General features: G+C 53.2%; 23 protein-coding genes. 7 read left to right on the forward strand and 16 right to left on the reverse strand.

Annotation, left to right across the window (positions count from 1 at the left end; translation table 11 throughout):
* Nucleotides 1-21: 21 nt before the first annotated feature.
* Together ACQ66Q_RS04495 and ppsA are read right to left on the reverse strand one after the other, a co-directional pair.
* On the reverse strand, nt 22-990 hold the full coding sequence (locus tag ACQ66Q_RS04495; protein ID WP_430455699.1) for an ADP-ribosylglycohydrolase family protein: 969 nt from the start codon (nt 988-990) through the stop codon (nt 22-24).
* Between the two features lie 172 nt (nt 991-1,162).
* Entirely contained in the window at nt 1,163-3,538 is a 2,376-nt protein-coding gene (gene ppsA, locus ACQ66Q_RS04500; protein ID WP_430455700.1) for a phosphoenolpyruvate synthase, read from the reverse strand.
* 138 nt (nt 3,539-3,676) lie between these two features.
* Between ppsA and ppsR the strand changes: the two genes are divergently transcribed.
* Nucleotides 3,677-4,486, forward strand: coding sequence for a posphoenolpyruvate synthetase regulatory kinase/phosphorylase PpsR (gene ppsR / locus ACQ66Q_RS04505; protein WP_430455701.1), 810 nt, complete (start codon nt 3,677-3,679; stop codon nt 4,484-4,486).
* Here ppsR and ACQ66Q_RS04510 read toward each other — a convergent pair.
* Complete coding sequence (locus tag ACQ66Q_RS04510) at nt 4,483-5,076, reverse strand: TetR/AcrR family transcriptional regulator (RefSeq protein WP_430455702.1); 594 nt, start codon at nt 5,074-5,076, stop codon at nt 4,483-4,485. The genes ppsR and ACQ66Q_RS04510 overlap by 4 nt on opposite strands.
* A gap of 112 nt (nt 5,077-5,188) precedes the next feature.
* On the opposite strand from ACQ66Q_RS04510, the gene ACQ66Q_RS04515 reads away from it, so the two are divergent.
* Entirely contained in the window at nt 5,189-5,641 is a 453-nt protein-coding gene (locus ACQ66Q_RS04515; protein WP_430455703.1) for an HPP family protein, read from the forward strand.
* Nucleotides 5,642-5,645: 4 nt separating this feature from the next.
* Here the strand turns inward: ACQ66Q_RS04515 and ACQ66Q_RS04520 are convergent, their stop codons facing one another.
* From ACQ66Q_RS04520 to ACQ66Q_RS04530, 3 genes are all read right to left on the reverse strand, one after another.
* Entirely contained in the window at nt 5,646-6,701 is a 1,056-nt protein-coding gene (locus ACQ66Q_RS04520; protein ID WP_430455704.1) for a 2-dehydropantoate 2-reductase, read from the reverse strand.
* 30 nt (nt 6,702-6,731) lie between these two features.
* Nucleotides 6,732-8,081: a class II 3-deoxy-7-phosphoheptulonate synthase gene (locus tag ACQ66Q_RS04525; protein WP_377243007.1), complete on the reverse strand. Its 1,350-nt coding sequence runs from the start codon at nt 8,079-8,081 to the stop codon at nt 6,732-6,734.
* Nucleotides 8,082-8,225: 144 nt separating this feature from the next.
* A complete protein-coding gene (locus ACQ66Q_RS04530; RefSeq protein ID WP_430455705.1) occupies nt 8,226-8,681 on the reverse strand; it encodes a low molecular weight protein-tyrosine-phosphatase in 456 nt (151 codons plus the stop codon).
* An 82-nt stretch (nt 8,682-8,763) separates the two neighbouring features.
* Between ACQ66Q_RS04530 and ACQ66Q_RS04535 the strand changes: the two genes are divergently transcribed.
* Genes ACQ66Q_RS04535 through ACQ66Q_RS04545 form a run of 3 tightly spaced genes read left to right on the forward strand, consistent with a single transcriptional unit; the run spans nt 8,764 to nt 12,531 of the window.
* Complete coding sequence (locus tag ACQ66Q_RS04535) at nt 8,764-9,672, forward strand: AAA family ATPase (RefSeq protein ID WP_430458532.1); 909 nt, start codon at nt 8,764-8,766, stop codon at nt 9,670-9,672.
* Nucleotides 9,665-10,606 carry a DUF58 domain-containing protein gene (locus ACQ66Q_RS04540; protein ID WP_430455706.1) on the forward strand — a complete coding sequence of 314 codons (942 nt, stop codon included), beginning with the start codon at nt 9,665-9,667 and terminating at the stop codon, nt 10,604-10,606. Before ACQ66Q_RS04535 ends, ACQ66Q_RS04540 begins: the two co-directional genes overlap by 8 nt.
* A complete protein-coding gene (locus ACQ66Q_RS04545; protein ID WP_430455707.1) occupies nt 10,600-12,531 on the forward strand; it encodes a transglutaminaseTgpA domain-containing protein in 1,932 nt (643 codons plus the stop codon). The genes ACQ66Q_RS04540 and ACQ66Q_RS04545 overlap by 7 nt, the downstream gene beginning before the upstream one ends.
* Here the strand turns inward: ACQ66Q_RS04545 and ACQ66Q_RS04550 are convergent.
* The 7 genes from ACQ66Q_RS04550 to bioB form a co-directional block, all read right to left on the reverse strand.
* Nucleotides 12,512-12,745, reverse strand: coding sequence for a TIGR02647 family protein (locus ACQ66Q_RS04550; protein ID WP_430455708.1), 234 nt, complete (start codon nt 12,743-12,745; stop codon nt 12,512-12,514). The two genes, ACQ66Q_RS04545 and ACQ66Q_RS04550, sit on opposite strands and share 20 nt — an antisense overlap.
* A 66-nt stretch (nt 12,746-12,811) precedes the next feature.
* Entirely contained in the window at nt 12,812-13,372 is a 561-nt protein-coding gene (locus ACQ66Q_RS04555; RefSeq protein WP_430455709.1) for a YSC84-related protein, read from the reverse strand.
* A gap of 219 nt (nt 13,373-13,591) precedes the next feature.
* Nucleotides 13,592-14,467, reverse strand: a complete 876-nt coding sequence (gene htpX, locus ACQ66Q_RS04560) for a protease HtpX (RefSeq protein ID WP_430458533.1) — start codon at nt 14,465-14,467, stop codon at nt 13,592-13,594.
* A gap of 91 nt (nt 14,468-14,558) precedes the next feature.
* Nucleotides 14,559-15,242 (reverse strand): dethiobiotin synthase, encoded by a 684-nt coding sequence (gene bioD / locus ACQ66Q_RS04565; RefSeq protein WP_430455710.1) that lies wholly within the window; start codon nt 15,240-15,242, stop codon nt 14,559-14,561.
* Nucleotides 15,242-16,030 (reverse strand): malonyl-ACP O-methyltransferase BioC, encoded by a 789-nt coding sequence (gene bioC, locus ACQ66Q_RS04570; protein WP_430455711.1) that lies wholly within the window; start codon nt 16,028-16,030, stop codon nt 15,242-15,244. The genes bioD and bioC overlap by 1 nt, the downstream gene beginning before the upstream one ends.
* Nucleotides 16,023-17,225 carry an aminotransferase class I/II-fold pyridoxal phosphate-dependent enzyme gene (locus ACQ66Q_RS04575; protein WP_430455712.1) on the reverse strand — a complete coding sequence of 401 codons (1,203 nt, stop codon included), beginning with the start codon at nt 17,223-17,225 and terminating at the stop codon, nt 16,023-16,025. Before ACQ66Q_RS04575 ends, bioC begins: the two co-directional genes overlap by 8 nt.
* Nucleotides 17,226-17,230: 5 nt before the next feature.
* Nucleotides 17,231-18,268 carry a biotin synthase BioB gene (gene bioB, locus ACQ66Q_RS04580; protein ID WP_430458534.1) on the reverse strand — a complete coding sequence of 346 codons (1,038 nt, stop codon included), beginning with the start codon at nt 18,266-18,268 and terminating at the stop codon, nt 17,231-17,233.
* 135 nt (nt 18,269-18,403) lie between these two features.
* Here bioB and bioA point away from each other — a divergent pair, with 135 nt between their 5' ends.
* On the forward strand, nt 18,404-19,708 hold the full coding sequence (gene bioA, locus ACQ66Q_RS04585; protein ID WP_430455713.1) for an adenosylmethionine--8-amino-7-oxononanoate transaminase: 1,305 nt from the start codon (nt 18,404-18,406) through the stop codon (nt 19,706-19,708).
* 2 nt (nt 19,709-19,710) lie between these two features.
* Here bioA and ACQ66Q_RS04590 read toward each other — a convergent pair whose 3' ends face one another.
* A complete protein-coding gene (locus ACQ66Q_RS04590; RefSeq protein WP_430455714.1) occupies nt 19,711-20,082 on the reverse strand; it encodes a hypothetical protein in 372 nt (123 codons plus the stop codon).
* Nucleotides 20,083-20,198: 116 nt separating this feature from the next.
* Between ACQ66Q_RS04590 and asnS the strand changes: the two genes are divergently transcribed.
* Nucleotides 20,199-21,599 (forward strand): asparagine--tRNA ligase, encoded by a 1,401-nt coding sequence (asnS, locus tag ACQ66Q_RS04595; RefSeq protein ID WP_430455715.1) that lies wholly within the window; start codon nt 20,199-20,201, stop codon nt 21,597-21,599.
* A 62-nt stretch (nt 21,600-21,661) separates the two neighbouring features.
* On the opposite strand, the gene ACQ66Q_RS04600 is transcribed toward asnS, so the two are convergent.
* On the reverse strand, nt 21,662-22,222 hold the full coding sequence (locus ACQ66Q_RS04600) for an NAD(P)H nitroreductase (protein WP_430455716.1): 561 nt from the start codon (nt 22,220-22,222) through the stop codon (nt 21,662-21,664).
* A 133-nt stretch (nt 22,223-22,355) separates the two neighbouring features.
* On the reverse strand, nt 22,356-23,774 hold the full coding sequence (locus ACQ66Q_RS04605) for a glycogen synthase (protein ID WP_430455717.1): 1,419 nt from the start codon (nt 23,772-23,774) through the stop codon (nt 22,356-22,358).
* Between the last annotated feature and the right edge of the window lie 65 nt (nt 23,775-23,839).

Raw genomic sequence — 23,839 nt, forward strand, 5'->3', positions numbered from 1 at the left:
TGTCGGCAGCGCTGGCTTTAGTCAGCTATTGGCTTCAGCTGCGCTATGCGGAGTCAACTCCGTCAGTTGTTGCGCCAGCAGTTCCGCATCGACCGGCCAAAACATTTCGTCGCGCGGTTGTTCCACCCCGGTGACACCGTCTTGTGGCCGGCAGTTTTTCAGGGCATCACGCCATTCCTGCGGTACTTGGTCAATTCCACCTATAGCACCAAAGACAGCTGCCACAATCACAGTATTCGAACCGGTATCGCCACCGAGTCTGATGGTGTCGACCATGGCCTCACCAAGCGATTTGGCGTAGAGCAGCTGAAATAACAGATTCTGAAAAGCTGCCAATGCCGGATTTTGTTGACGTAACTCAGCGCTTCCCGGCATAAACAAAGCTTGTTGGATGCTTTGCCGGATCGCCAGATCAACCTTGAGTTCTTGCGCCCAGACGTCGACATCCTGATACAGCATTTCTGCATCTGCGCCGGTATCAATGGCTTTGGCCAGTACCATCGCATACAAACCGCTTAACTGCTGCATCTGCAAGGCATTTTGGGTCAACGCAGTATCGGCCATTGCCCAGGCGGCAATTTGCGGCAGCGAATAATGGACGCCCAGAATACACAGTGGCGTTAACCGTGCCAGCGCGTTAGCGGTGTAGTCTCTTTCATCGGCACCACCGACAATGGCGCGTTGTAGTGATGCGCCGAGCGCAAAAGGTTCAGTGCTAAGCCAGTAGCGGTAAGCTGACAGCGCCTGATCTTCGTGATAACTGCGGCAATAATGCAGCATGCGGGCCTGCAACAGCATCAGTTCGCCTTCTTCGGTCGGTTGCCCGGCCAGCGTGTGCCATGGACCACAATCCTGTAGTTGCAACAGTTCGGCGGCTGGCTTCCGTCTGAGTTCCGCCGGCTGACAAAACTCAAACTGAGTGCCCAGTGCATCTGCTGCTAATGCCGCAGTCAGCGCGCCCTGTGCCCGTTGCAATGTGGATAAAGACATGACACCTCCTGTATGCATTAAAACTGTTGCACAGTCTGCAGGCTGTGCAGACACATTGCAAGCTTAGGATTTTACAAAAGTCCGTATTTATGCGGCTTGCAGCCTGATCCAGACAACAAAGCCAACCCGAGGGTTGGCTTTGTTATGTGCAAATAAAAACGAGGTTAACGAATTAACCGCCGTATTTTTCTGCCAGATACAACCAGGTTTCCAGTACTGTATCCGGGTTCAGTGACACTGAGTCAATGCCTTGATCCATCAACCAGGCGGCAAAATCTTCGTGATCTGATGGGCCCTGGCCACAGATCCCGACATATTTGCCTTTGGCTTTGGCCGTTGAAATGGCCATCGACAGCAGTTTTTTGATCGCCGGATTGCGTTCATCAAACAGATGCGCAATCAACCCGGAATCGCGGTCGAGACCTAAAGTCAGCTGGGTCAGGTCGTTCGAACCAATCGAGAAACCGTCAAAGAATTCAAGGAATTCTTCCGCCAGCAGACAGTTCGACGGCAGTTCACACATCATAATGACTTTGAGGCCATTTTCACCGCGTCTTAAGCCTTGTTCAGCCAGAAGGCCAATCACCGCCTCGGCTTCACTTAAAGTGCGTACGAACGGGATCATGATCTCAACATTGGTCAGGCCCATGTCGTTGCGCACCCGTTTTAACGCTTCGCACTCCAGCGCAAAACAATCGCGGAAGTCTTCGGAGATATAACGGGAAGCACCACGGAAACCAATCATCGGGTTTTCTTCATGCGGTTCATACTGACGACCGCCAACCAGATTGGCGTATTCGTTCGATTTAAAATCTGACATCCGCACGATGACGCGTTCCGGCGCAAAAGCGGCGGCCAGCGTCGAAATACCTTCCGTCAGCTTAGCGACATAAAATTCCACCGGGGAAGCATAACCCGCCATCATTTCGTCGATCTGCGCTTTGACATCAGCCGGCTGCACGCTGTAGTTCAGCAAGGCTTTCGGATGCACACCGATCATCCGGTTGATAATAAATTCTAAGCGCGCCAGACCAATACCGGCATGCGGTAGCTTGGCAAAACCAAAAGCGCGCTCCGGATTACCGACGTTCATCATGATCTTCATTTTCAGTGGTGGCATCGCATCAACACGCGAGGTCACCACGTTAAATGGCAGAATGGCATCGTAGACAAAACCGGTATCGCCTTCGGCACAAGATACGGTGACCTGCTGACCGGTTTTGACTTTTTCGGTGGCATCACCGCAACCTACGACCGCCGGAATACCGAGTTCACGGGCGATAATAGCGGCGTGACAAGTACGGCCACCACGGTTAGTGACGATGGCAGATGCGCGTTTCATGATCGGTTCCCAGTCCGGATCCGTCATGTCAGTAATGAGCACATCACCGGGCTGGATTTGGTCCATGTCGGCAATACTGGCCAGGACTTTGGCCGTGCCTGAACCGATTTTATGGCCGATGGCACGGCCTTCGGTGACGATGGCGGCGCTGCCCTGTAACTGGTAGCGTTCCATTGAATTGCTGTCTTCACGTGAGCGCACCGTTTCTGGCCGCGCTTGTACAATGTACAGCTTGCCGTCGATGCCATCTTTGGCCCATTCGATATCCATCGGACGGCCATAGTGTTGTTCGATGGTCACCGCCTGGCGGGCCAACTCTTCGACTTCGGCATCGGTCAGTGAGAACTGCCGGCGTTTGTCCACTGCAACATCTTCAATGCGCACTTGCTTACCGTGGCTTTGCTCGCTGGAGTAGACCATTTGCACCAGCTTGCTGCCTAAGGTGCGACGCACCACTGCAGGACGGCCGGCACTGACGGTTGGTTTATGTACATAGAATTCATCCGGATTGACGGCGCCCTGCACCACCATCTCGCCTAGGCCGTAGCTTGATGTGATAAAGACTACGTTTTCAAAACCAGATTCGGTATCGATGGAGAACATCACACCGCTGGAAGAACAATCTGAACGCACCATACGCTGCACACCGGCTGATAACGCGACACCGCGGTGGTCGTAGCCCTGATGCACACGATAAGAAATGGCACGGTCGTTAAATAACGAGGCAAAAACGTGTTTGATGGCTTCAATGACATGCTGATAACCACGCACGTTCAGGAAGGTTTCCTGCTGACCGGCGAAAGACGCATCTGGCATATCTTCCGCAGTAGCGCTGGAGCGCACAGCAAATGAGGCGTCGTTACCCATGCCGGCACACAGCTGGTCGAAGGCCTCGCGAATTGCAGTTTCAAATTCCGGTTGGAATGGCGTGTCGATCACCCACTGGCGGATCTGAGCGCCGGCTTTCGCCAGGGCGGTCACATCATCAACATCCAGGCCGTCAAGCAGCTGATAAATCCGCTCGTTGACGCCGCTTTGCTCAAGGAACTGGTTAAATGCGTCCGCCGTGGTGGCAAAGCCGCCCGGGACTTGCACGCCAACGCCGGCCAGGTTACTAATCATCTCACCCAAAGAGGCATTCTTGCCTCCAACCCGCGGGACATCGTGCATGCCCAAATCCTGATACCAAACAACGAATTCTTGCACAGTATGTCTCCAATTTTTGTTGCAGGTTATGTAAGCTTACAGCGGCAGCCACTAAAGCGAAATAATTCTACACTGCTGGCCGTCTGAATTAAAACGCTAATTTTTCATGAAAATTTATAACAACAAATGGAGTTTCAGATGCGTACAGCCTTTTATATCTCTGATGGTACCGGCATTACATCCGAAGTATTCGGACATGCATTGTTATCGCTGTTTGAAGCCGAATTCGACCATGTCACTATCCCATTTGTCGAAACTGCCTTGAAGGCAGAACAAGCCAAGCAACGGATTAACGATCGTTATAAAACTACCGGAGTTCGGCCTTTGGTGTTTTTAACTTTTGTCGACGAACAACTACGCGCGATTATCAACAGCTCAGAAGGGGTCTGTTATGACTTCCTGAACGCCTTTGTTGAACCCATGCAACGCGAACTGGGCATTCCGGCGAAACCAAAAACGCACCGCACGCACAGCATTCACGAAAAAACCTACGATTTTCGCATCGACGCCGTCAATTACGCCTTGGCCAATGACGACGGCGCCAATCTGAAAGATTATGCCAAGGCCGATATCATCTTAGTTGGTGTCAGCCGCAGCGGCAAAACGCCAACGTCGCTATATTTGGCGCTGCAATACGGCATCAAAGCGGCTAATTATCCGTTTGTTGAAGAGGATATGGATTCGTTAAGTTTACCGGCAGCACTGCGGCCACACCGCAACAAACTGTTTGGCCTGACCATCACGCCGGAGCGCCTGAGCCAAATTCGTGAACAACGCCGGCCGGGTAGCCGCTATGCGTCTTTGCGCCAATGCAAACTGGAACTGGATGAAGTGGAAAATCTGTACCAGAAAGAGCGGGTGCCGTTTTTAAATTCGACCACGTTGTCGATTGAAGAGATCAGCGCGAAAATCATGGCAGAAACCGGCCTGAAACGGCAGAAATATTAAGCTGGATGCCGGGCCGCCAGTTGCCACAGCGACAAAGCCCGCATTGCAGCAGTGGGATCGGCGTTTAAGGCGGCCTCTGTTTCAGCGCCGTCTTTTAGCAGCAGCAACATTGCGAGCTTCGCACTGGCCTGTTGCTCTTGTGGCCAACAGCATTGCAGATGCGGCATTAACAGTGCCGCCAAGTCCAGCCGAAACTGCTGGCACCGCGCCTGGACCGCCGGATCCTGCACTTCCAATGCCACCTTAGTAAAGAAACAACCGTGAAAACTGTGTAACTGCGGGACTTCGCCGGCAAACCAGTCGTGCAGCGCGAGAAAAAAAACTTGTAGCGCTGGCGCCCCCTGCTGCACCTGACTTAAACACCCGGCCATCCAGTCGAGCCAAGCAGTGGCCCGCTGCTCTAAAACTGCGAGTAATAATTCCTGCTTAGCCGGGAAATGGTGATACAGCGTTTTTTTAGCGACGCCGGCTGCGCTCAGCACTTCATTAATACCCACCTGATGGACACCGCGCTGATAAAACAACTGAAAAGCTGCTGAGACTAATTGCTGTTTTTTATCCACGACCGTTGGTGTTGCTGTGTGACTCATGACTCTGTTCCATCGTGACCATAGAAACAGATTGACAGAGGTAGACCGACTTGTCTACCCTGCTATTTCAGATAAATAAACCGCAGTGCCTGCTGCGTGGGGATGTTGGAACATGTCTTTGTTTCGTTGGCAATTAGTGGTGTCGCTTGGCGCTGTTCTGGCGATTTGGTTGTTATGTCAGTCGGCAGTCTGGCTGCAAGGTTACAGCCTGCTGATGGCGCCTTTTGGCGCGACGCTGGTGTTGATTTTTGCCACGCCTGACAGCCCACTGGCGCAACCACGCAATGTCATTGGCGGCCATCTGCTCGCTGCCACAGTTGCATTGGCGTTGTTGCATGGTTTTGGTAACGGTGCCGAAGTCACTGCCGCCGCGGTCGGGTTATCGATTCTATTGATGTTTCGCACGCACACGGTACATCCGCCGGCAGGTGCAACTGCTTTAGTCGTGATGATGACCAAACCCGGTTGGTTATTTTTGCTGACACCAGTCGCTGCCGGCGCTATTGGCTTGGTACTGCTGGCAAAGTGTTATCACCGCTATTGCGCGCATCCGTTGCGTTCCTAAGCGGCTACTTCAGTCCTAATTGCCGGCACCACTGCGCCGGTTCAGGCTTAGTGCTGCTGCCTGCTTCGAATTGATGGACCCAATCCACAATCGCCTGATTCACCGGTGTTGCGATGCCGTAGCGTTGGCCCAACGCAACAACAGCACCGTTTAAAAACATAATTTCTGTACGCCGGCCCTGCAGTAAATCCTGATACATGGATAAACGGGCTTCTGGATCTATCCGCAACATCCGGCTGGCTAAGCGGCGAAACAACCAGTCTGGCAGATTTAACACTCGCGGTAACAAGCCGGGATTCACAGCGGTATATTGGCGGGGATTCACTTGCTCTTTGTCGCAGATAGCCAGCCATTCCCGCATCGATGCGGCTAGTAACCGCCGCCAATCGCGGTGCAGCAGCTGCTGTCGAAGCGGTAAATCGCTGATCGCATTTAAAGCGTTGTTCAAATTCAGCAGCAACTTGCCATATTCTGCTGCCTGCATATCGGCTTCTGCCTGTACTGCCAATCCCTCAACCTGCAACAGCTTAGCCAAATACTGCATGACGGCATGGGATGTGACTGGCCAAATCAAGCTGCCACTGCTGCTTTGCTGGAACTGCCCTGGCGCCGTTTTCACGACGTTGAAAGGCACAATGGCGCGATAGACCGGATTCTGTAGTTGCGACTGGATGATGTCCGTGATGCCAATGCCATTTTGCAATGCAACCACCGGCACGTCCGGCCGCAGATGTGGTTTTATTTGGTGAACCAGCGTTGCCAACGCTGTGGCTTTGACGGTCAAGAATACGATGTCCGCTTCGATCAGACTGACGTATGAAGTATAAAAAGCAACCGCCGCAACGCTCGCCTGAAAATGTTCGGAGCCACTTTGCCAACTGGCCGTCAGACCATGTGCCGCCAGCTCCAGGCCCATGTAATCACGACCAAACAACAATAATTCTAAGTCGGAATCCTGCGCCAGAATCGCAGTTAAAAAACAACCGATGCTGCCTGCTCCGACAATGCCCACCCGGTATTTACGACCACTGGTTTGCACTTTGGTTTGCAGATCCTGCATCGGTTGTCCTTGACCGGAAAAACCGGCTGTTTATTTCCGTACGCTTCTGAGCGTATCCGCAATCAAAAACGCCAGCTCTAGCACCTGATCAGCATTTAACCGCGGGTCGCACTGCGTAAAGTAACGCTGACTCAAATCGTTTTCGGATAAGCCATAAGCGCCACCGGTACATTCAGTGACGTGCTCGCCGGTCATTTCCAGATGGATACCGCCAGCATGCGAACCTTCTGCCTGATGAACAGCGAAGAAGTTACGGATCTCGCGCAAAATGGCTTCAAAATCACGGGTCTTGTAGTCATTGCTGGCTTTAACCGTGTTGCCGTGCATCGGATCTGAACTCCACACCACTTTGCGACCTTCGCGCTGCACGCGGCGCACCAGCGCTGGTAATTTGTCCGCCAGTTTGTCGGCGCCCATCCGGGTGATCAGCGTCAGGCGACCAGGAATATTGTCCGGATTCAGCGCATCGATTAAGCGTATCAAATCCAGTTCATCCATACCCGGGCCAATCTTGACGCCAATTGGGTTGTGGATGCCGCGGAAGAATTCGATATGCGCATGGTCGAGCTGACGGGTTCTTTCACCAATCCACACCATATGCGCGGAACAGTCATACCACAGACCGGTTAATGAATCACGACGGGTCAGTGCCTCTTCATAATTCAGTAGCAATGCCTCATGTGACGTATACAGCGTCGTTTCACGGATCGATGGCGAATTCTGTGCACTGATGCCACAAATCTCCATAAAGCGCAGCGCTTCCTGGATTCGCTGGGCGATATCCTGGTAGCGGCCTTTTAATGGGTTGCTTTCAACAAAGCCCATGTTCCAGCGACTGACCTGGTGCAAGTCTGCAAGGCCGCCCTGAGCGAATGCACGCAGCAGGTTCAGCGTCGCCGCACTGTGATGGTAGGCCGTCATCAGCCGGTTTGGATCTGGTTGGCGTGCCGCTTCAGTAAATTCAAAGCTATTGACGATATCACCGCGATAACTTGGCAGGCTGATGCCATCAATTGTTTCTAAATCGCTGGAACGAGGCTTGGCGTATTGGCCGGCCATCCGGGCGACTTTGACCACCGGGCAACTGCCGGCAAAGGTCAGCACCACCGCCATCTGTAACAGTACTTTAAAAGTGTCCCGGATCTTCGGCGCATTAAAGTTGCTAAAGCTCTCCGCACAATCGCCACCCTGCAGTAAAAATGCATTGCCCTCGGCCACCTGGCCGAGCTGACTAAACAGATCACGGGTTTCCTGAGCAAAAACCAGCGGCGGATATTTATGCAGCTGTTGCTCTACCGAGGCTAATAAAGCCTGATCGTCATAATGGGGTTGCTGTTGGATCGGAAATGCTCGCCAGCTTTGAGGCGTCCAGGTAGTCACTTTAAGATTCCTATTTCGGGTGTTTGTGGATGTAAATTTCGCTTGAGTTATGGCTCCACCGCACAAGGTAAAGGCAGCCGCTCTGAAATTCAACGCTTTCACCGGATAAATTTCAATCTGGACGTATAAACGGCTATTTATTCGTCAGCCTTGCTTTAACTGGCGCAGCAATTGCTGACATGACTGCTCAATCAGATCAAAAACTACGGCAAAACCGCGCGGCCCGCCATAATAAGGATCTGGCACTTCCTGCCACTTCGGAAACTCGGGGTGGTACTGCATCAGCAGTTTCAGTTTATGTTGCTGCTCAGGCGGACAACGTTTGGTCAGATCAGCCAGGTTTTGCTGATCCATCGCCAGAATCAAATCATACTCAACAAAGTCGGTGCTTAAAACCGGGCGGGATTTGATGCCTTTAAACGAATAATCTGGTGCCGCTTTGATACTGCGCGGATCCGGGGCATCGCCTTTGTGTGAGGCGCTGGTGCCGGCAGATTCTACTTCACAAGGCAGGCCCTGTGTCGTCGCAAGTTGACGAAATACCGCATGCGCGGTTGGTGAACGGCAAATATTGCCAAGACAGACAAACAGGATTTTCAAGGGCATTGTCCTTGTGCCTAAAGAAGTTGCGCCAGTATACGAATTTTGTGACTATTTGCCAAAGTGCAAGACAAACAAGGACATTCCAGTGGTACATGCATTACACGCAGTCGAGCAACAACTGAATCAGGTGATCCTTGGTAAACCAGCCCAAATCAGACTGGCATTGACCTGCCTGCTGGCCGGCGGGCATCTATTGCTCGAAGATATGCCCGGCATGGGCAAAACCACGTTGGCGCATGCGCTGGCGCAAAGTCTTGGTCTGAGTTATCGCCGGGTCCAATTTACCAGTGATCTGTTACCCGCTGACTTGACCGGCTTTAATCTGTTTGATGCCAGGACACAGGAGTTTAAATTCCAGCCGGGTCCTGTGTTCAGTCAGGTGTTACTGGCCGATGAAATCAACCGAGCCAGCCCAAAAACCCAAAGTGCGTTACTCGAAGCGATGGAAGAGCATCAGGTGTCAATTGACGGTGCCACCCGTGAATTGCCCTCGCCGTTTTTTGTCATTGCGACCCAGAATCCACAAAATTACAGCGGCACTAACGCGTTGCCCGAGTCACAACTCGACCGATTTACCATGCGGTTGAGTCTCGGCTTTCCGGACCGGGCCGCTGAATTGCTGTTGTTACAACAACCAGCCGGGCGGGTTGAAGCGACGCGGGCACTGCTCGATACCGCAGGGTTGCTGCAGTTACAGGCGCAGGTCGATACGATTAAATGCAGCGACAGTCTGCTGCATTATGTGTTGGATTTGGTTCAACACAGCCGGCAGCGCGATGATATGCAGCCATTATCGCCACGCGCAGCCAAAGCGCTGGTGCGTGCCGGCCGCGCTTGTGCGCTGCTGGATCAACGCAGTTTTGTCACTGCGGACGATATCCGTCAGGTATTCAGTGCGGTGACTGAACACCGGTTGCAGCCACGCGGACATGCCGGCGAAACTGCCGCCAGTGCGCTATTACTGCAACATACGCCGTGTCATGTCTGACATGGTAGGGATCACCACCAGAGTGCAGCAGCAATTCCGTCAGCGGATCTGGCGCTGGCTGGATACACGGCAACCCGTGTCTGCTGTAGTGCGCCTGCAGCAAAGATTTATGTTTGTTTTTCCGACCCGGTTTGGCTTTGGACTCTGTGCACTGGTGCTGTTGTTATACATTCTCGGCACCAACTATCAGAATAATTTGATTTTGCTGTTGGCCTACCTGCTATTGGTGTTAATGATCAGCACCATAGTGTTGGCTTTTTTGAATCTGCATCATTGTGAACTGTCTGCCCGGCCGCTGGCCGATGTTTTTGCCGGGCAAAATGCCGGCATTCTGCTGACCCTGCAGCGCCGAACCGGAGTGCCGCTGGCGCTCGATGCCGGTTGGCAACAACAATCGGGCCAGTTAATTCCGGTCAGTGATACCACTGTTGTGCTTGAACTGCCGGCACCCAAACGCGGTTATTTTGTTATTCCGCGACTAAAGCTGCAGTCAGTTTACCCCTTTGGCTTAGTGCGGTGCTGGTGTTATGTGCGGCTGGAATGCCATTATTGGGTGTTCCCGGCGCCAGTCCCTGCCCCTTACGCCGACCAACTAGCTGACCCGCAGCAGCAAAATGCGGAAGAATGGTCCGGGCAACGCCAGTATCAGCCGGGCGATCCGTGGCGTCAGCTTGATTGGAAGCGATTCAGCCGCCAACAACAATTGCTGGTCCATCAGTTCAGCGCCACGACATTACCCGGCACTGATTTGTGGCTGAGCGCAGATCCGCGGCTTAATACGCTGGAGGCTCAGCTATCTGACCTGGCCGAGCGGGCGCTGCGGGCCGAGCAGGCGCAACAACCGTTTGGCTTGCGCAGCACGCCCACGGACATTGCGGTTGGCAGCGGTCCGGCCCATTTACGCCAGGTATTACAGGCGTTGGCGCTATGGTAAATGTTCTCGCTCAAATCAGCCCACAGCTGTTTCAGACGTTGCAATGGCGCTTATGGTTGTTTCAGCTACTGCTTTGGGCGCTACTACTGCCGGCTTACAGCAGCTGGAGTCTGGCGGTGTTTGCGTTGTTATTGCTGGCAAAACTATGGCAATTGTATCGTGGTGGTCCCGCCTGGAGCCTGACGAAAAATAACTTGTTGGCCGGCGCCATGCTGGTAGCGCTACTGATCAGCAGCCGCCAGCTTGGCGTGATGCACCTGATGTTTCATTTTCTGCTGTTGGCGGCGGTGTTGCGACTACTCGGTTTGTCGGAGCGGCGACCCTCTGATATCTCGCAGCTGCTATGGGTGCATTATTTCCTGTTAGCCTGCGCTTTTATCCTGCATCAGGATCTCTGGCTGGCCGTGCTGATTTTTTGCGCCTTTTTGCTGAATCTACATTGTCACCACTTATGTTTCTGTCGGGAACAACCGCAGTGGCAATGGCGGCAGATAAGTCGCGTGGCTGCATTGATGACGGCAGCGACTGTACTGCTGTTTTTACTGTTTCCGCGTCTGCCGCCGTTATGGCAATTGCCAGGCGCCAAGTTAAACCAGACTGGACTGAGTGATAATCTGGCGCCGGGATCTGTCTCCAACCTGCTGCAATCAAATGCGCTGGCTTTTCGCGTTAAATTTGACGGCGCAGCGCCTCCGGCAGAAGTGCGCTATTTCCGGGCAAAAATCTACGATGTGTTTGATGGTCAAAACTGGCGGGCGCAACGGCCGCAGCCCAAAGCCAGTCCGGCGCCTGCAGACACCCCACACTACCGCTATACCGTGATCGCCGAGCCCCATCAGCAATTCAGTTTGTTTGTCTTGGGAGCACCGCACCAACACAGCAGTAATGTTGCGGTCAATCGCGAAGCGTTGGTTGTCGCGGAACAACCACTCAGCCAGCGCATCAGCTATCAGATCAGTAGTTCGCTGGTGCCATTGCCGGCGCGTGGCGACGTGTCGCGCTATCTGCAATTGCCGGCCGGTAATGTCAAAGCAAGACAACTGGCGCAGCAACTGAATCAAGGCGTGCCCGCAGCGAAAACACTGGCAGCGCGGATCGGTTTGTATTTTCAACAGCAAGAGTTCAGATACAGTCTGTCGCCAGGAGAAATCAACGGGGAGCAAATCGACAATTTCCTGTTTGAGAAAAAACTGGGATTTTGCAGTCACTATGCCGGCAGTACAGTGTTTTTATTCCGCGCTGCCGGTGTGCCTGCGCGGTTAGTCGGCGGTTATCTCGGGGGCGAATGGCAAGACGATGGTGCTTATCTGCAGGTGCTGCAAAAAGATGCTCACGCCTGGGTGGAGTATTATCAGGATGACCAGTGGTGGCCCTTTGATCCAACTGCGCTGATTGAGCCGGCATTACTGCGTGATCTGGCCGGGAGCGATGCATCGTCTGAGTTCTCAGGACTTGGCAGCGACTGGATGCTGCAACGGCTGGAGATCTGGCTGATGCAGCCACTTCGGAATATGGACTATTACTGGTCGATGTGGGTGCTGAGTTTTGACAGCAACCAACAACAGGGTTTGTTTAGCCAGTTCAACAGTTGGCGGCAACAGCTCAGGTTGCAAATACACCATGCTTGGGGGTTATTGATACTGCCGGGCTTGTGGCTGGCTTTTTGGTGGTGGAAGCGTCCGCGGTTGCAGCCAGTGGAGCGGTTATTTCAGCCGTTGTTGCTGTTGCAGGCCAAATTGCCGCAACAAAGTTATCAACAATATTTGCAGCAATGGGCCGAGAAACATCCGTTGTTGATGCCGGAGATCTCTGCTTGTCTGCAAGCCTATTTACGCTGGCAATTTAATGGCGAGCCTGATGCTTTCATTCAGGCCCGTCTGATCATGAAACAGCTGAAACCTAAACTTAAACGGCTAAAATCCTGAGTGCATTCTGGATATGTTCTGCGCAGTTGCGGCCCAGATCAGTCAGGTAACCGCCGTCAGGTTGTGTTACCAGCCCTTTTTGATACAGCCGGGCAATGGCTGCCTTCGTTTCGTCGTCCGCATCTTTGTGCGCTTTTATTCCTTCAAGGCTGCTATCTAGGTTAAACAAATTCAGAACCCGGATCTCAACATTCAGATGTGCGTTTACAGGCATAGCTACTCCTTGGTGTTATTCTGCTCTAACCATAGTCTGCGAGACTATCGCCGGCAAATCCGGCGCTTAGTTTAATGCGTCATCGCGCCAAAACTTGGTGCCTTTAATAGTGGCCTGCAACGCCAGACCCGTTTCAGTTAACTGGTAAATCGTAATATTATCAACGGTGATTTCGCCGCCAATCGCGTCGCCCTTTTCATTCGCTTTTGCTGCCGCATCCATTTGTCCACCAAAAGCCCAACCGTCATCGACAAAACGATTCAGTGCCTGTTGATTGTGGAACACAAATACCAGCCGGTAGTCTTTAGCCCCGATGCCAAGCCCAAGACCAACCTCGCCCATTTTCATATAAGTCACGGTACCGTTATTGCTATGAACCACACCATGGCCACCGCCCGCACTGGCGAAAATCAGATTGACGTTAGCATTAGAGAACACCGCATAACCAGCCGCACGCTCGATGGTATCCGCCGCATAGGGTTTTTGTTTGTACAGTTTGTTCAGCGTGCCGGCGCGCATTTGCTCGATGGACTGGCGCTTTTGATCCGCAGTCTGGCCACCGTTACTGGCGCACCCACTGAGAACCAGCACCAGTGCCAGCGCAGATGAAATCAGCCATTTTGTCATTGTTATGCTCCTGAAAATTATCAACTTGCGTTTTCTGACCCTTCGCCGCTGCAAAAGGTTGCAGAACAATCGGCGATTTTTACGGCGTGTAGACCGATGGCCAACGCTAAAAAATTATATTGCGTCAGAAACTTATTCGCAGCAACCGGAAATTTCTGTGCACTGGTATTTAAAAAAAACAGGCCGCGATGCGGCCTGCTTTTTAGCTGATCAACGAGCTTAAGCAGCGTTTCTCAGTGCGGCAATACGTTTTTCCAGCGGCGGATGACTCAAGAACATCTCGCTGCGCGCAGATTTATTGGCGATACCAAAGGCCATCATCGAGCCTTCCAGCTGACTGTCATGGTTGTTGCGCAGGCGTTCCAGCGCAGCCACCATCTTATTGGCACCCACCAGCTTCGCAGCACCGGCATCAGCGCTGTATTCTCGTTTGCGGGAGAACCACATCACGATGACGCTGGCCAGCACACCAAATAACATTTCCAGCACAAACACCGTCATCATATAAGCAAAACCACCGCTTTCGGATGATTCATCATCACTGCTGCGCGTGACGTTGTGGATAGCGCCGGCGATTAAGCGCGCCAGGAAAATTACGAAGGTATTGACCACGCCCTGGATCAGCGTCAGCGTGACCATATCGCCGTTGGCGACGTGTGACACTTCATGCGCCAGCACAGCCTCCACTTCATCTTCACGCATGTTGCGTAACAAACCGGTACTGACGGCCACCAGCGCGTTATTGCGGCTCATACCGGTGGCAAATGCGTTCATTTCCGGAGAATCGTAGATGGCGACTTCAGGCATACCAATCCCGGCTTGTTGCGCCTGACGACGCACAGTGTCAAACAACCAGTGCTCAGTCGCATTTTGCGGTTGAGTGATCACTACAGCGCCGGTCGACCGTTTTGCCATCCACTTGGACATCGCCAGTGAAATAAATGAACCGCCGAAACCAAACACTGCCGCCAGTAACAGCAAGCCACCCATGCTTTGCCGATCGATGCCAAACACACTGAATAGAATGCTCAGCACGACAGACAGTACCAGCATCACAGCTAAGTTTGTCATAATAAACAACAGAATACGTTTCATCATTACCTCTTATTTCCGATGACCTGCAACCATCATATGGGCGTTTACGCCGATATCAAGGCTGATACGGTATGTCGGCGCAAATCGGCTATCAACTACCGTAAAAATTCTGCAGAAACGTCTGTGCCAGCGCGGCACACTGCGCATCCGTTGGACCTTGTGGCGCAAACGGCAGAGTTGCCAGACATGGCAACTGCAAACGGCTTTGCAGATCTTGCAGTGTTTCGGCCAAATAATGCATCTCAGGATCCAGCACATTGGCGATGTAACCAAGCAGCGGCACGCCGGCGCGGCGTAACTCACGGACGGTCAGCAGGCTGTGATTCAGACAGCCAAGTTTTACGCCAACCACCAGCAGCACCGGCCATTGCTGGGCTATCACCCAATCCGCCAGATATTGCTGTGCGTTTAATGGCAATAACCAACCACCAGCCCCTTCCACCAGGGTCAACTCACAGGCTGGCTCCGGCTTTGTTGCAACAAGCACTGTATCGAGCTGTGCCAGTGATAAAGATTCGCCTTGTGCCTGCGCGGCCAGATGGGGCGCGGTAGGCAGGGTAAAACAGATTGGATTGACTGCTTGTACAGTCTGGCCGGTGACCGCCGCCAGCGCTTTCGCATCTGTGTTGTGCCCGGCGGCGTCCACGCCACTGGCAATAGGTTTTAGCGCAGCGCAGCGTACACCGTTTGCGACCAAGCCGCATAACAGTGCAGCGCTGCAATAGGTTTTACCGGCATCAGTGTCGGTACCGGTGACAAAAAAATGTGTTGCCATCAGTTCGGTTCTCCCGGCATCTGACCAAAGATAAACAACACCTGATAACTCAGTGGCAAACCTTGGGTGGTCAGATTGCGCTGATAGGCATCGGCAAAACGTTGCCAATAAGCACGCCCGGCGAGGCCTGGGATCGCTGCCGGTTTAAGACCAGTGTAATTCGCGCCAATCAGCTTAAATTCGCGGGCCAGGGTAAACACATCAGGGAAAAACAACTGAAAGGTCTTTTGCTGCGCGTGACATGGCAAACCTTGTTTGCGTGCACTCTGCAGGTAATCTGCCACCGGACTGAATTGCAGCGTCGGCGGTACTTGCCCGCTTAAACGCCAGGCCTGCTGAAATTCAAACATCGACTCTTCGACCAGCGTTGTCAGTACAAAACGCCCACCGGGCTTCAGTACCCGCGCGATTTCAGCAAACACCGCAGCCGGATCTGCGCACCACTGCAGCATCAACGAGCTGAATACCGTGTCGACACTGTGCTCCGGCAGTGGAATAGCCGCCGCATCGGCCTGGATAAATTCATTGGCAATACCATGACGCTCGGCCTGTTGCAGCATTGCGGCACTTAAATCCAGCGCAACCAGATGGTCACAGTGGCTGCTCAGATTGTGGTGAAACCAACCCGGACCGCAGCCCAAATCTAACAAGGTCCCGTGCTGCTGCGTCGCCAGAAACCGCAGTGCATCAAAGGCCACTTCGCGTTGCAGCCGCGCACCTTGTTCGTAGCTTTTTGCCGCTTTACTGAAATGGGCATTAATTTGGTCCGCTTGCAGCAGATTATTCACGACAATTCTCCGGTAAGGTGGTCGTTCGGTGTTGTGCACTAGCGGGCTGCGTTTGTACCAGCGCCTGCACTAACTGACGGATCTGTAATTCACTATGACTGGCGCTGAGACTGATGCGTAGCCGTGCCTGTGGCACGGTCGGCGGTCTGATCGCATGCAGCCAGATGCCAGCTTGTTTCAGCGTAGCGCTCCAACTCAATGCACTGGCATTGTCTGTACACAACACCGGTTGAATGGCGGTGGTCGAAGCACTGATGCTAAGTCCGGCCTGCAGGGCTAGCTGGCGAAACAGGGCAATATTGTCGGCCAGCAGGTCGCGACGCCACTGTTCGGTGCGACAAAGCAGAACGCTGGTTTGCATGGCGCGGCACAATGCCGGCGATAATGCAGTGCTGTAGATATAATGCCGTGACTGCTGGCGGATAAAATCAATCACATCGCGGCTGCCAGCCAGAAAGCCGCCTTGTCCAGCCAGCGCTTTGCCAAAATTTGCCATCAGACACTGCAAAGCTGAGACCTGCACACCATGCGCAGCCCAGCTGCCACGGCCCTCAAGGCCAAGCACGCCAATACCATGCGCATCATCCAGTAACAGCGGCTGGTCCGGTGTTAACAGCGCCAGCAATGCCGCACAGTCGGTGACATCGCCGTCCATGCTAAACACCCCTTCGGTGGCAACCACGACGGGCTGATTGTTTGTCGCAGATCGCTGCAACAAAGCCGCCAGCGCGGTCAGATCCTGATGCGCATAGCGTTTAAACACCCGCTGACCACTGGTCAGCAGATCCTGCATGGAGGCGTGACAATATTTGTCCAGCAGCAACAGATCATTCGGGCCTTGCAGCGCGCTGAGCATCGCCTGATTGGCCGCAAAACCGGAGCTGAACAACAACACGTCTTCAACGCCCAGCCAATCGCACAGCGCGGCACTGAGTTCGGCATGCGCAGGCTGATAACCGGTAATGAGGGGTGAGCCGGTGCTAGCCACGCCATCAGTTCGCGCGGCGTCAGCAAGCGCTTGCCTGAGCGGCGGCGCTTCGGCAAGACCCAGATAATCATTGCCGGAGAAATTGACCAAAAGCTCGCCGTGACAGCGCAGCAAACCGCCCGGCAAAGTCTGTACCTGCTGTTCCTGCCGATACAAACCTTGCTCACGGCGCGCAGCCAACCAGCGCTGGATCTCAGCAGTTTGCATGAGTGTCAGACGGCGGCATGAAATAACGCCGGTTCCAGTTGTTCCTGGATCGCCTGCGCCATCGCGGCTTCATGCGCTTCATCCGACACATCACCGCGCTGCTCTGGTTTTAAACCAAGCTTGGCAAACAACTGCATATCAGCATTCGCTTCCGGGTTTTCAGTGGTCAGCAACTTATCGCCGTAGAAAATCGAGTTGGCGCCCGCCATAAAACACAGCGCCTGCATTTGTTCATTCATTCTGGAGCGGCCAGCGGATAAGCGGACATGACTTTTTGGCAACATGATGCGCGCCACAGCGATGGTACGGATAAATTCAAACCCATCTAAATCATCGACGTTTTCCAGCGGCGTACCGGCCACTTTGACCAACATATTGATTGGCACTGATTCCGGATGTTCCGGCAGATTGGCGATTTGGCGCAGTAACGCCGAGCGGTCATTGGCACTCTCACCCATGCCAACAATACCGCCACAGCACACTTTCATCCCGGCATCGCGCACGTGTGACAGCGTATCTAAACGGTCCTGATAAGTGCGGGTCGTGATAATTTCGCCATAAAATTCCGGTGAAGTATCCAGATTGTGGTTGTAATAATCTAACCCGGCTCCGGCCAGTTCCTGGGCCTGATCCGCCGTGAGCTTACCTAGCGTCATACAAGTTTCCAGGCCCATGCCTTTCACACCCTGGATCATTTCCATGATGTAAGGCATGTCGCGTTGTTTTGGATTGCTCCACGCCGCACCCATACAAAACCGGCTGGCGCCCTGATCTTTCGCCGCTTTGGCCTGCGTCAGTACTTTTTCTACTTCCAGCAGCCGCTCGCGCTCCAGACCGGTGTTGTAATGACCGCTTTGCGGGCAATACTTGCAATCTTCAGCGCAGGCGCCGGTTTTAATCGACAGCAGCGTGCTGACCTGCACTTCGTTGGCGGTAAAATTGGCGCGATGCACCAATTGGGCGCGAAACATTAAGTCGTTAAAAGGTAAGGCGAATAAAGCGTTAACCTCGGCCAGAGTCCAGTCGTGGCGGACCTGTGACAGGCTTGGATCGGTAAAAAGCGAATGCATAAAAGTCCCTGTATTTCATTTGTCTTTGACTGGGTTTGTCGCTAGTCTAACCGCGCACTTTGCCTTGTCAACGCATACCAGTTCCTCAGGTTTACCAATGGTTATTTTATGAGCATAGATCTGCAATTTGACCGCCAGCATTTGTGGCATCCTTATACGTCCATGGCCTCGCCTTTGCCGGTCTATCCGGTGCGCAGCGCTGATGGCTGTACGCTCATCCTCGATGATGGCCGCGAGCTGATCGATGGCACGTCGAGCTGGTGGGCTGCTATACATGGGTACAATCATCCAGAGTTAAACGCTGCGGTGACTCAGCAGCTGCAGCAGATGAGTCATGTGATGTTTGGCGGGATCACCCATGCACCGGCCGTTGAACTCGGTAAACTGCTGCTCGAGCTGGTGCCGGCGAACCTGCGACATATTTTTTATGCCGACAGTGGTTCTATTGCGGTCGAAGTGGCACTAAAAATGGCGCTGCAATATCAGCTTGCCATTGGTAACCTGCAGAAAAGCCGTGTACTGAGTCTGCGCAAGGCCTATCACGGTGATACGTTTGCGACTATGGCGCTGTGCGATCCAGTCGATGGCATGCACGCGATGTTTCAGGCGCAACTGACCTCACATTTGTTTGCTCCAGCGCCGACACGGGCATTTGACGATGATTGGCAAAACTCGGATGGCGATGCGCTGCGCGAGATGTTCGCACAACATCATCAGCAGCTGGCAGCCTTTGTCATCGAGCCTGTTCTACAAGGCGCGGGTGGCATGCGACTTTATCATCCACAGTATTTACGCCTGGCGCGGCAGCTGTGTGACCAGTATCAGGTGTTGTTGATTTGCGATGAGATCGCCACCGGTTTTGGCCGCACCGGCAAGCTATTCGCTGTCGACCATGCCGGGATCCAGCCTGACATCATGTGTCTTGGCAAAGCGCTGAGTGGTGGCTACATCACACTGGCGGCAACTTTGTGTAGCGTAACTGTTGCCGATGGCATCAGCAGCGGCGCTGTCGGCGCTTTGATGCATGGTCCAACTTATATGGCGAATCCACTGGCCTGTGCTGTCGCCTGCGCCAGTCTGAAGATTATTCAAACCAAAGCCTGGCAAACCCAGGTTACACAAATTGAACAACAGTTAAAGCAGTTAAAACTGCTGGCGCAGTATCCCGCAGTGAAAGCAGTCCGGGTGTTAGGCGCAGTCGGCATTGTCGAGATGAAGGGCAATATTGATGTGGCCAAAGCACAGGCTCTGATGGTAGCGCAAGGCGTCTGGATCCGCCCCTTTGGCAAGCTGTTTTATCTGATGCCGCCTTATACCATTCAGGCTGCTGAACTCGACCAGCTGATAGCTGCCTTGCAGTTTATTGTGCAGCAGGATGTGCTGCATCAGGCTCAGGCGCTGCCGGGAGCCTGAGACTAGATCTGGTAAAAAAAACTTAAGGCAGCCATTGCGATCAGTAACAAAGCGACCGAGTTGTATTGCTGACGGTCGGTCGCCCGACGTAGGCGAAACTGATTCAGCACGATACTAAACAGACTAACCAGGCAACACCACCACAGCAGATAAATCAACTGGCTGGTCAGGGTCGGCTCCCAGTAATCGCGGATCTGAATTCCCCAATACCGCACCAAACCGGAATTCATTTCCGGTTTCGCCAGATGACTCAGGCCTAACGCCACAATCAGAATGACCCAGCCTACAACTGACAACCAATGAAAACTTAGCACGACCCAATCCGGGCCTTTACGACGATTTTTACGCGGTCTGCTGCTTACAGGTTCATCCACGGCGCGGTTCCTTCGGTTTGTGACAAGTTTTGCTTGTGCTTAAGCGCTGCCTGCGTATCATTACACCTCCTGAATTAAAATCAAACTTTTCTGAAGCGCAAGTTGGAGCCTGATGCATGACGCATGCAGTGATTAAAGACGTACTTGCCGGCCAGTATGCTGCCGGTGCCACTATTACCGTCAAAGGTTGGATCCGTACCCGTCGCGATTCCAAAGCCGGTATTTCTTTCCTCGCCGTACACGACGGCAGCTGTTTTGATGCACTGCAAGCCGTCGCTCCGGCTGAACTGAATAATTATGAAACCGAGATCAAACGCCTGACGACTGCGTGTTCGGTAATTGTTACAGGCACAGTAGTGAAATCTGAAGGTCAGGGTCAATCCTATGAAATTCAGGCGAGCTTGGTTGAAGTGCTGGGCTGGGTGGAAAACCCGGATACCTACCCAATGGCACCAAAGCGCCATAGCATGGAATATCTGCGCGAACAGGCACATTTACGTGCCCGCACCAACATGGTCGGTGCCATTACCCGCGTGCGGCATTGTCTGGCGCAGGCTATTCACCGTTTCTTCCACGAGCGTGGTTTTTACTGGATCAGCACACCGATCATTACCGGTGCTGATGCCGAAGGCGCCGGCGAAATGTTCCGCGTCAGTACGCTGGATTTGGAAAATCTGCCGCGGGATGACAAAGGCCACATTGACTACAAACAAGATTTTTTCGGCAAAGAGACCTTCCTGACTGTTTCGGGCCAGCTCAACGTAGAAACATATGCTTGTGCACTGTCCAATGTGTACACCTTTGGCCCGACATTCCGGGCGGAAAACTCTAATACCACGCGTCACCTTGCCGAGTTCTGGATGATCGAGCCTGAAGTGGCTTTTGCCGAACTTAAAGACGTCGCGCAGCTGGCAGAAGACATGCTTAAGTACGTATTTAAAGCCGTGCTGGCCGAGCGTGCCGACGATATGGCGTTTTTCGCTGAGCGTGTCGACGACAAAGCAATCAGCCGCCTGCAGCAAATCGTTGAATCCAGCTTTGTCCGGATGGATTACACTGACGCTATTACTATCCTGCAAAACTGCGGCAAAAAGTTTGACTACGCGGTGGAATGGGGTGTGGACTTACAGTCTGAACACGAGCGTTATCTGGCCGAAGTCCATGTCGGCGCGCCGGTGATCCTGCAAAACTATCCAAAAGACATCAAAGCATTTTATATGCGGATGAACGAAGACGGAAAAACGGTGGCCGCGATGGATATTCTGGCGCCTGGGATCGGTGAAATCATCGGTGGTAGCCAGCGTGAAGAGCGTCTGGAACAACTGGATGCACGGATGGATGCAATGGGTCTGAATAAAGAAGATTACAGCTGGTACCGTGATCTGCGCCGTTATGGCACAGTGCCACACGCTGGCTTTGGTCTGGGCTTCGAACGTCTGGTGTCTTATGTGACTGGTGTCGGTAACGTGCGTGATGTGATTGCGTTCCCGCGTACGCCTGGCAATGCTGACTTCTAATCTGCCAGAGTAAAAAAAAACCGCCCTTTCGGCGGTTTTTTTTCGGCTGTAAAACAGGTTAGTTACTGATAATCGCTGAAGAACTCATTCACTTCTAACTGCGGTCGCTGTGGCGTTTCGGTAGCACAAGTGCCCAGATACAGATAGCCGACAATTTCGTCGTCTTCTGCCAAGCCCATCGTTTGGCGCACAAATTCATATTGGGTATAAGCGCCGGTGCGCCAAATGCCGCCGAAGCCCTGCGCAAATGCGGCCTGCTGCATCGCCATCACAGCACAAGCTGCTGATTGCACCTGCTCGGATACCGGTACTTTATGGTGTTCGCGACATCTGGCAATACAAGCAATCACCATAGGTGCGCGCAGTGGCAGTTGTCGTGCCCGCTCCAACAAATCATTGGCGATAGTCGGGTCATCTTCCAGCGCGGCCTCGGCGAAAATGTCGCCAAGTTTAGTCAGCGCTGATTTACCGCTAAATACGATAAACCGCCAAGGACGCAGGCCGCCGTGATCAGGCACCCGCAATGCGGCTTGTTTGATCAGCTGCAAGGCTTCGCCTGCCGGTGCAGGTTCAGTTAAGCGGGAAGAGGAATAGCGGGTCGTGAGTAATGTCATTGCGTCCATAAAGAAGCCCTTGAGAAAGACCCGCTAAGGCTAGCAAACTTCATTAAGAAACGACAACCGAAATTGCCTCTTCCACTGCCGATTGCGGCTATTTCAGACAAATATTGTTTATATTCAACCGATTGCGGTTAACTTATTCTGCATTTGCCAGCGTTTTACGATACAACGCCTGATACGCGATAGCAGCCTGTTGCCAGTCAAACACCTGCGCCATGCCGCGTTGCTGCACACTGCGGTAGCGGCGCTTATTGCGATACAATGCAGACGCTACCGACATTGCTTCAACCAGCGCTGCCACAGTCGGTTCTGCAAATATCACGCCGGTCGCCCCGCGTCTGCTCAGGTCGGTGACGGTATCTTTTAAACCACCTGTCGCCCGCACCAGCGGTACAGTGCCATAACGCAAACTATAGATCTGATTCAGCCCGCAGGGTTCAAACAGGCTTGGCATTAAGAAAAAGTCGCCGGCCGCTTCGACCTGATGTGACAGCGGCTCATCAAAACCTTCCAGTAAACGGAATTGCTGCGGAAACTGCTGTTCCAGCCCGCGTAACGGCTGGATATATTGTTGTTCGCCGGTCCCCATCAACAGAACTTGTGCATCCGTCGTGCTAAGGAATTGCTGCAAGGCCGGGATCAGTAGCGTAAAACCTTTTTGCCCGGTGATGCGACTGACACTGACAAATAACGGCGCGTTGCTGTCAGGCAGCTGCGTTTGGCGGCGCAATTCGGCCTTACACAACGCTTTACCACTCAGGTCACTGCTGTCGTAGCGGGCTGGCAAACTCAAATCAGTAGAAGGGTCCCAGCGACTGTAATCACAGCCATTCAGAATTCCGACAAAACGATTCTGTTTATGCTGATACAGTGCGGCCAGTCCATTCGCTGCCGGCTCTGTCAGCAACTCGTCCCGATAGCCCGGACTCACCGTATTGATACTGTCAGCCTGCCATAAGCCGAGCGCCAGCAGGGTCGTCGGCAGTTCAGCCGGCAAATGCCAGTGGTCCAGCCCCAACAGAGCAAGCTGTTCGCGGCCAAACCCCTGCTGATAAGCGGCGTTATGTACGGTCAGAACAAATCGGCTATCAGCTAAAGCCCCCTGCTGCATTTCTTTTAAATAACAAGCGGCTAAGGCACTTTGCCAATCATGTCCATGCACGATGTCAACGGCTTCTGGCTGCGTCTGCAAATAGACCAGCGCAGCCTTACAGAAAAAAGCAAAACGTTGCAGGTTATCCGGATAAGGCTGATCGCCATCATCATAAGGCCGTGGCCGCTGAAAGAACTGGTGATGTTCAATCAGCGCCACCCGGATCCCATCAACTATGGTATGCCTGACGGCACAACCATAGGTCTGATGACCGAGCTCGAAATACAAGGATTGCCAGTCTGCGGTCTGCTCGACCGCATACAAGGCGCCATAACGCGGCATAACAACCTGCACCTGATGTCCGGCTTGCTGCAGCGCAGTCGCCAGCCCCCGGGTCGCGTCGGCCAGACCACCGGTTTTCAGCAACCCTTCAAACTCACTGCAGATAAATGCCAACCGCATTGCAAATCCTTCTTTTAAACCAGCACAGACAAACCGGGTTCAGTCACACCGCTGAATCAAAATCG

This window comes from Rheinheimera sp. (genome assembly GCF_965283995.1).
GTDB lineage: Bacteria > Pseudomonadota > Gammaproteobacteria > Enterobacterales > Alteromonadaceae > Pararheinheimera.

Excerpts from the sequence above, each read along its gene's own strand:
- ACQ66Q_RS04510 (WP_430455702.1), bottom strand. The coding sequence starts at position 5,076 with ATGAGTCACACAGCAACACCAACGGTCGTGGATAAAAAACAGCAATTA.
- ACQ66Q_RS04495 (WP_430455699.1), bottom strand. The coding sequence starts at position 990 with ATGTCTTTATCCACATTGCAACGGGCACAGGGCGCGCTGACTGCGGCA.
- ACQ66Q_RS04540 (WP_430455706.1), top strand. The coding sequence starts at position 9,665 with ATGTCTGACATGGTAGGGATCACCACCAGAGTGCAGCAGCAATTCCGT.
- ACQ66Q_RS04520 (WP_430455704.1), bottom strand. The coding sequence starts at position 6,701 with ATGCAGGATCTGCAAACCAAAGTGCAAACCAGTGGTCGTAAATACCGG.
- ACQ66Q_RS04550 (WP_430455708.1), bottom strand. The coding sequence starts at position 12,745 with ATGCCTGTAAACGCACATCTGAATGTTGAGATCCGGGTTCTGAATTTG.
- ACQ66Q_RS04555 (WP_430455709.1), bottom strand. The coding sequence starts at position 13,372 with ATGACAAAATGGCTGATTTCATCTGCGCTGGCACTGGTGCTGGTTCTC.
- ACQ66Q_RS04575 (WP_430455712.1), bottom strand. The coding sequence starts at position 17,225 with ATGCAAACTGCTGAGATCCAGCGCTGGTTGGCTGCGCGCCGTGAGCAA.
- ACQ66Q_RS04605 (WP_430455717.1), bottom strand. The coding sequence starts at position 23,774 with ATGCGGTTGGCATTTATCTGCAGTGAGTTTGAAGGGTTGCTGAAAACC.
- bioD (WP_430455710.1), bottom strand. The coding sequence starts at position 15,242 with ATGGCAACACATTTTTTTGTCACCGGTACCGACACTGATGCCGGTAAA.
- ppsR (WP_430455701.1), top strand. The coding sequence starts at position 3,677 with ATGCGTACAGCCTTTTATATCTCTGATGGTACCGGCATTACATCCGAA.
- ACQ66Q_RS04545 (WP_430455707.1), top strand. The coding sequence starts at position 10,600 with ATGGTAAATGTTCTCGCTCAAATCAGCCCACAGCTGTTTCAGACGTTG.
- asnS (WP_430455715.1), top strand. The coding sequence starts at position 20,199 with ATGACGCATGCAGTGATTAAAGACGTACTTGCCGGCCAGTATGCTGCC.
- ACQ66Q_RS04600 (WP_430455716.1), bottom strand. The coding sequence starts at position 22,222 with ATGGACGCAATGACATTACTCACGACCCGCTATTCCTCTTCCCGCTTA.
- bioA (WP_430455713.1), top strand. The coding sequence starts at position 18,404 with ATGAGCATAGATCTGCAATTTGACCGCCAGCATTTGTGGCATCCTTAT.
- ACQ66Q_RS04515 (WP_430455703.1), top strand. The coding sequence starts at position 5,189 with ATGTCTTTGTTTCGTTGGCAATTAGTGGTGTCGCTTGGCGCTGTTCTG.
- htpX (WP_430458533.1), bottom strand. The coding sequence starts at position 14,467 with ATGAAACGTATTCTGTTGTTTATTATGACAAACTTAGCTGTGATGCTG.